A 1059-nucleotide genomic window follows, 5' to 3' on the forward strand; every position below is an offset into this window, starting at 1 on the left:
ATCACATTTGAAAACTACTTTTTGGATGGGACAAAAATTGAAGCCAATGCCAATAAGTATTCTTTCGTGTGGAGAAAATCAACCGAGAATTTCGAAGCAAAATTACGAGAAAAGATCGCCGAAACATTACAGTACATACAAGAATTATCTGAACAAGAGATGGCGAACAATCACCAAATTTGTGAACAAAATCTTGAAGAGGTGGCGAAACAAATCAAAGAAAAAGTAGAAGAATTGACCGAAAAAATGGAAGAAGAAACGGATATAACAATGCGCAAGGAACTACGTAAAGAACGCACGGTTTGGAAACGAACCTTCAAACTGATTCGTGAGAATTATTTACCTAGACTTGAAAGATACAACGAATATAAAAAGCAACTTGGCGATCGAAACAGCTTTTCGAAAACAGATAAAGACGCTACTTTTATGCGCATGAAAGAAGATCATATGAAAAACGGTCAATTAAAACCTGGTTATAATGTGCAAATGGCAACGGAAAATCAATTTATTTTGTTTTACAGCATTCACCAACGTCCATCGGACACGCGTTGTTTCATTCCTCATATGGAAAAATTAGCGAAGTCAGGTTTACCTATGCCGAAAACAGTGATCGCCGATGCAGGATATGGTAGTGAAGAAAATTATCTTTACGCGGTAGGTGAAGATAAAGAACCTCGTTTTGATTTTCTGATTCCATACGGGACGTATGTAAAAGAACAAACTCGCAAATATAAAAACGATATGAAAAACGCAAGAAATTGGGAGTATCGTGAATTAGACGATTGTTTCATTTGCCCGAATGGACGAAAAGTTCCCTTCAAGAATTATCGAAACGCAAAAAACGCCTCTGGATATGTACAAAGTTATAAAGTGTATGAGTGTGAAGATTGTACGGATTGTCCACTCAAACCACAATGTACGAAAGCAAAAGACAATCGACAAGTTCACTGGAATCCGATTTTCGAAGAAATGAAAGCAAAAGCTAAGGCAGCCCTTGAGTGTGATGATAAAGCCGCTATCTACTCGAAACGTAAGAACGAAGTAGAAAGTGTGTTCGGT

General features: G+C 37.4%; 1 protein-coding gene. It reads left to right on the top strand.

Annotated features, from left to right (window positions below; genetic code table 11):
- Nucleotides 1-1059 (top strand): transposase (locus tag GJS40_RS13965; RefSeq protein ID WP_270898460.1); only part of this gene is annotated, 1059 nt, incomplete at both ends.

This window comes from Aliibacillus thermotolerans, from assembly GCF_027853235.1.
In the GTDB taxonomy this organism is placed as follows: domain Bacteria; phylum Bacillota; class Bacilli; order Bacillales; family Marinococcaceae; genus Aliibacillus; species Aliibacillus thermotolerans.